Source organism: Roseibium salinum (genome assembly GCF_026240905.1).
GTDB classification, from domain to species: domain Bacteria; phylum Pseudomonadota; class Alphaproteobacteria; order Rhizobiales; family Stappiaceae; genus Roseibium; species Roseibium salinum.
The window spans coordinates 132,759-138,993 of the sequence record NZ_JAPEVI010000001.1 but is presented as its reverse complement, the minus strand read 5'-3'; the positions used below and the strand labels follow the sequence as shown (position 1 = coordinate 138,993).

Genomic DNA, 6,235 nt, shown 5'->3' with positions numbered 1-6,235 from the left:
AGAATGAAATGAACATTGCACAGGACGTGAAAGAAGCGGCTTCTGCGCCCCAGGATGATTGGGGCCGCCTCGTCACGGCAATCGAGTTCGCGCAGGCACGAGCACCCTGGCTTGCAACCGCCGGCATGATGGTTCCGCGCGCGGATGCAGCTGTGCTTGTGGACCGGATCGGGGACGGCGATCATCGCCTGACCGCGGCCTGGCCAGTCACGGAGCCGGGTCAGGCCGATCTGGAAAAGCTTGCGCGCGAAGCGATCGAGGAGCGCAGAGGACTTGTCTCGTTCGCTGAGGACGAAGAACCGGGGCTGGAGGCCGGCGCAGGCCATTCCCATCTTGCCTACCCCATCATACTCGGCGACACAGTGCCGGGAGCGGCGGCGTTTTCGATTTCCTCCAGGGACCCAGTCGACATCAATGCCGCGATGCGGTCGATCCAGTGGTCCCTCGCCTGGATCCGGGACGTACTGCAGCAGTCCGGCACCACCGGTACTGGCCCCACTATTGAGGTTCTGGAAATCCTCGCAGACTTGTTGGGGCCGACCGATTTTCAGGCTGCCTCCCATGCGTTTGTCATCCGACTGTGTTCCCGGTTCGGCCTGGAGCGCGCCAGCCTGGGTTTCCGGAAAAGAAAGTCGACCGTCGTCTCGACAATCTCAAACAGCGCGAGTTTCGGCCGCCGGATGAACCTCGTCCGCCTGACGGAGCAGGCGATGGACGAGGCAATCGACCAGGAACGGGCCATTCTGTTTCCCGCCCGGGACAAGGATAGCGGCGTGATCCGGCGATGCCACGAAAGGCTTTCGCAGGAACAGGACGGGACGGGAATACTCACTCTTCCGCTTGTCGACGATGGCGAAATCCTGGGGGCGCTGCTCCTGGAAAGTGCGAGCGACAGGCTGCCCTCGCAGCACGACATTGACATGATGGGGGCAATCGCGGCATTCGCCGGTCCTTTGCTCGTTCTGAGGCGGGAAGAGAGTCGCAATCTCCTGAACAAGAACCTGCGTGCACTAGCTGCGTTGCCGTGGCTGGTGTTGGGCAGGCGCTATGGGCGGACCAAACTGGTTGTCCTGGCGCTCGCGGCGTCGGCGCTTGCTCTCGCACTGGTTCCGGCGGACTACCAGATAAACGCCGACGCTTCCATAGAGGCAAAGACCAGACGAGCGATCGTCGCCCCCTACGACGGGTTCATCATGGAAGCACCGAGGCGCGCCGGTGATACGGTGCGAGCAGGGGATCTCGTTGTTGCCCTGGACGACCGGGACATGGCCCTGGAAGCGCTCAACTGGGAATCGGAACGACAGGCGCGCGCGCTCGAATACGGAAGGGCCTTGAGTGAGAGGAACCTGAGGGAGCTCAACGTTTTCAAGGCCCGAGTTCAGCAGGCGGAAGTGCGACTCAAGCAGGTCAACGCCAGGATCGAACGGGCGAAGCTCCAAGCGCCAATCGACGGTGTCGTGGCGTCCGGAGACTTGAGTCAGTCGATCGGGGGGCCGTTCAGCGCGGCGAGGTCCTGCTGGAGATCGCCCCCCTGGATGCCTTCAGGCTCACGCTCGAGGTCGACGAGAGCCAGATCGATGAGGTCAGGCCGGGAATGAAGGGCCGTTTCCTATCCACATCCCTGCCGGGAGAGCTGTTTCCGTTCGAGGTCACCAAGCTCATTCCGGTTGCGCGACCGAAGGATGGACGAACGGTCTTCCGCGTCGAGGCGTCGATAGAGGAGGACGCCGACGACCTCAGCCCAGGAATGCGGGGTGTGGCAAAAATTAACGGCGGCGAAAAGTCGCTCCTGTGGATCTGGACTCGTTCGTTCCGGAACTGGGCGCGTATGATCATCTGGACATGGTTGCGGTGAGATAGACGGTGGCTGGTTCCTACTTCAGCGAAAACTGGCACAGGATCAAAAATCTCAGGCCCAGGCTGAGGCGTCATGTCACCGCGCACCGGCATGTGGTACGTGGGCGGGTCTGGCATGTCCTGCAGGACGATCAGTCCGGGAATTTCTTTCGTGTCAGCCCGGCCGGCTATGACTTCCTGAACGGTCTGGACGGCACCCGTACGGTCAACGAGCTCTGGGAGGACGTCGGACGACGTGCAGGCAGCGACCTGCCGACGCAGGACGAAATCATCACCTTTCTGGCGCAGCTCCACCGCTCCGACATGCTGGTTGCCAACGGCTTTCCCGACCTTGGCGAGCTGCTCGACCGGTCTCGCTCCAAATCGCGGCGCTCGATCCTGAACCGCATCCGGAATCCGCTCGCGGTTCGCATCCCTTTGTGGGATCCCGACGCCTTTCTGGACCGTTGGATAGTTCTGTTCCGGCCGATCTTCACGGTCTGGGGATTTCTTTTCTGGGTTGGCCTGCTTGTTTGGGGCGGAACCTTGGCGGCGATTCACTGGGAGGAGCTGACACATAATATTTTCGACCGTGTCGCCAGCCTGAACACGGTGGCCTTCATTCTCGTCCTTTATCCGCTCATCAAGGCGATCCACGAGATGGGGCACGGCTTTGCCGTCAAGGCCTGGGGCGGCCAGGTTCACGAAATGGGCATCATGTTTCTCGTTTTCCTGCCCGTGCCTTATGTCGATGCATCCGCGGCGTCTGCCTTCAGCCGGGCTGGCCGGCGCGCCGTGGTCGGCGGTGTCGGGATCATGGTTGAGGCAGCGCTGGCGGCGATCGCCATGATTTTCTGGAGCAAGGCCGAACCCGGTCTGGCAAGGGCCGCCGCATTCTACGTAATGCTCATCGGCGGTGTTTCCACGCTGCTTTTCAACGGAAACCCTCTGTTGCGCTACGACGGCTATTATGTTCTTCAGGATCTGTTCCAGCTTCCGAACCTGGGAACGAGATCGAACCGCTATATCCGCTATCTGGTGGAGCGGTATCTCTTCCGGAACTTCAATCTCGAGAGCCCCGTCACGGCACCGGGCGAGCGGATTTGGTTCTTCGCCTACGGGGTGCTATCGTTCGTCTACCGAACGGCCATCATGATATCGATAAGCCTGTTCATTGCGACAAAGCTGTTTTTTGTCGGAATTGTCCTGGCGCTAATGTCGATTGCCATGACGATCGTGCTTCCCATCTACCGGGGGCTTGTCTACGTGTACCGAACCAACCGTCTCGGCGAGAAACAGCGATACGCGCGCCGCGCCACAACATTGGCGATCCTTGGTATCTTCGTGGCCCTCTTCGTCGTCAACGTGCCTTATGCCACCGTTGGGGAGGGTGTTGTCTGGCCTTCCTCGGGAGGCAGGGTCGTCGCCGGAAAGATCGGGGTTGTCGAAGAGGTTCTTGCTGAACCCGGCAGCCAGGTGGAAAACGGCCAGCCTCTGTTGCGCCTTGCTGATCGCCTTATTGACGACGAGATCGAGCTTCTGGAGGCCGAGGAGAGCCAGTACGAGGCGGAATTCGAAAGTGTGAGTGCACTCAACCCCTCACAGGCACAGATTTTCGCCAAACGGCTAGCCCGGACGAGGGCGTCGCTGGAATTCTGGCGCGGACGTCAGGCGCTCAATGTGGTCAGGGCCCGTCAGGCCGGCGAATTCGTCCTCATCGGGGACAGCAGGCTTCAGGGCCGCTTCGTGAACGAAGGTGACCTTTTGGGCTACGTTCTGCCCGATACACCGCGTGTCGTGCGTGTCTTGATCCCGCAGGAAAGGATCAATGACGTCCGGCGTGATACGCGCTCCGTGGACGTCAGGTTCGCCAGCGCGTTGAATGTGGATCTGGGTGCGGACGTCGTGCGCGCGAAGCCGTCGGCAATCACCGGGCTGCCGAGTGCGGTCCTGTCCCCTGACGGTGGTGGTTCGGTGCTGGTCGATCCGTCTCAGCCCGGTGAAGAGCAACGTCCCTTGCGCAAGTACTACGAAGTGGAAGTGCATGTTGCCGAGCCGCATGGCTCGTGGCGCGCGGAGGAGCGGGCATACGTGAGGTTCCGACACGAGCCTGTACCACTGGGCTATCAGATGCTCCGTTCGATCCGTGAAGTCTTTCTCCGCCAGTTCAATGTCTGAGACCACAAACAGCCCGCTTCATTTGCCGCCGGTTCACGGCTTCTCCGAGAAGCGGCTGCAGCAGCATCATCATTCATTCGATCGCGCGGTCCATGACCTGCAGGGACGGCTGAAACGCCTCGTCGCTCGGAAGGTTGCCGTGAAGCGGAACCCGTTGATCGTGGCAGCTTCCCGGGAGGAAAAGCGTCTTGCCTCGCTTTCTGACCTGAGACTGTCGCAGGAAGTCGCCGGACTGCGGCAACGTCTGAAGCGGGACCGTTCCATGGGGCAGCAGGCCATGGGCGCCGGACTGGCTGTGTTGCGCGAGGTCGGCCGGCGGACCATCGGCATCCGGGCGCATGACGTTCAGCTGATCGGTGCACAAATCGTGACGAACGGCAAGATCGCCGAAATGGCCACTGGCGAAGGCAAGACCCTTGTCGCAGCGATCGCCGCCGGGTGGCAGGCACTGACCGGAATGCGGGTCCATGTCGTGACGGTCAATGACTATCTCGCCGCGCGGGACGCCGAGAAACTTGCTCCCTTCTTCAAATTTATCGGGTTCGAAGTCGGTCTCGTGACCGGTGACACGGAACGGGCGGATCGGGCCCGGCAATACCAGCGGTCCATATGCTACTGCACGAACAAGGAACTGGCGTTCGATTACCTGCGCCAGCGCGTGCGGATGGGCCAGCAGGTGACGGACCTGCATTCAAGGGTCGGCGCTTTCGTCGAGGGGGAGCGCGGCAGGACGCGGCAGACCATTCCCGGCCTGCAGTTTGCGATCATTGATGAAGCGGACAGTATTCTGGTCGATGAAGCCCGTACGCCGCTTTTGCTGTCCGAAGGAAAAGAGGACTACCTGACGGCGGATGTCATCGCGAACATTATGGCGTTCGCCTCGGGCCTCGAGGTTGGGCGGGACGCTGTTCCCGATCCGCGTGCCTGGACCGTTCGCATCAGCAATTCCGTGAATAGCCGCCTTGAGGAAAAGTTCCGGAAGATTTCGCGCGGGCCCCTGTCGATACCCCTGCTGCGCGAAGACCTTCTGAACCAGGCGCTGATGGCCCTGCACCTTTATCACCTGGGGGAACATTATCTGGTCCAGGACGGAAAGGTCGCAATCGTCGACGAATATACGGGCCGAGTCCTGCCGGACCGCAGCTGGCGCTCCGGACTTCACCAGATGGTCGAATACAAGGAAGGATGCGAACTGACCCGTGCCCGTGTCACAGCGGCTAGTATGACGTATCAGAGGTTTTTCCGGCGCTACAAAAAGCTTTCCGGTATGACCGGTACCGCCAGCGAAGTGGCGCGTGAGCTGTGGAACGTCTATTCGCTGGAAGTCGAGGTCGTTCCCACCAACCGCCCCATCAGACGGCGCAGGGTGGCAGACAGGATCTTTCTGACCGACGAGAAGAAATGGAGGGCGGTGACCAAAATCGTCCGCCAACTGCATGAAAAGGGCGTGCCTGTTCTCATCGGCTGCCGAACGGTCGCCGATTCAATGGCAGCCAGCAGCTGTCTTGCCGAAGCTGGCCTGCGACATTCCCTGCTCAATGCCGAGGAATCTGAAAACGAAGCCGGGATCGTGGCTGTGGCCGGTAGGTTGGGACAGATCACCGTTGCGACCAACATGGCTGGTCGGGGAACGGATATTTTGCTCGGTGACAAAGTGCCGGAACTGGGCGGGTTGCATGTGATAATGACAGAACGGCATGACGCTCGGCGGATCGATCGGCAGTTGGAGGGACGCTGCGGCCGCCAAGGCGATCCGGGGTGTTTCATGGCACTCATGTCGCTTGAGGACCGCCTTCTTCATCAGATACGTCCTGCACCGCTGCGGTGGAGCTGCCGCGCGCTGGCAAGGCTCGTGCCGAATACTTTCGGAAAACATCTCATTCGATTAGGACAGTCAGGACTGGAAAGGGAGCACGCTCGCATTCGCACGCAGCTTCTGAAGACGGATCAAGGGCGGAACGATCTGCTCGCTTTTGCCGGGCTGCCGGAATAGACATGATCGGTGAAACGGTCCAAGCAGGTGCGGAGCCATCGTTTGGTCGGCTGTGACTTTGTTGCGATTGAACGGTTGTGTGCCTTTGCTCTGCAGCGTGTGCCACCACTTGCGGGATTGATTTGCGCGTCGGCAGCGGATCTTCCAACTTCACCTTACGTAATTCATGGCTTGCATGGCGTGTCCGGCACGTCCATGCTCCTGCCCTTGTAAAGCACGTTGCACCAG

Annotated in this window: 4 protein-coding genes; all 4 read left to right on the top strand. The window is 60.6% G+C overall.

Features of this window, described 5'->3' with window-relative positions; translation table 11 throughout:
* The first annotated feature begins 8 nt into the window (after positions 1-8).
* The 4 genes from ON753_RS00655 to ON753_RS00640 are packed head-to-tail and all read left to right on the top strand — an operon-like array spanning position 9 to position 6,007.
* A complete protein-coding gene (locus ON753_RS00655) occupies positions 9-1,598 on the top strand; it encodes a GAF domain-containing protein (protein WP_265960615.1) in 1,590 nt (529 codons plus the stop codon).
* Positions 1,595-1,855 (top strand): hypothetical protein, encoded by a 261-nt coding sequence (locus ON753_RS00650; protein ID WP_470424743.1) that lies wholly within the window; start codon positions 1,595-1,597, stop codon positions 1,853-1,855. Before ON753_RS00655 ends, ON753_RS00650 begins: the two co-directional genes overlap by 4 nt.
* 8 nt (positions 1,856-1,863) lie before the next feature.
* Positions 1,864-4,014 carry a PqqD family peptide modification chaperone gene (locus tag ON753_RS00645; protein WP_265960614.1) on the top strand — a complete coding sequence of 717 codons (2,151 nt, stop codon included), beginning with the start codon at positions 1,864-1,866 and terminating at the stop codon, positions 4,012-4,014.
* Complete coding sequence (locus ON753_RS00640) at positions 4,007-6,007, top strand: preprotein translocase subunit SecA (protein WP_265960613.1); 2,001 nt, start codon at positions 4,007-4,009, stop codon at positions 6,005-6,007. Before ON753_RS00645 ends, ON753_RS00640 begins: the two co-directional genes overlap by 8 nt.
* Positions 6,008-6,235: the final 228 nt, after the last annotated feature.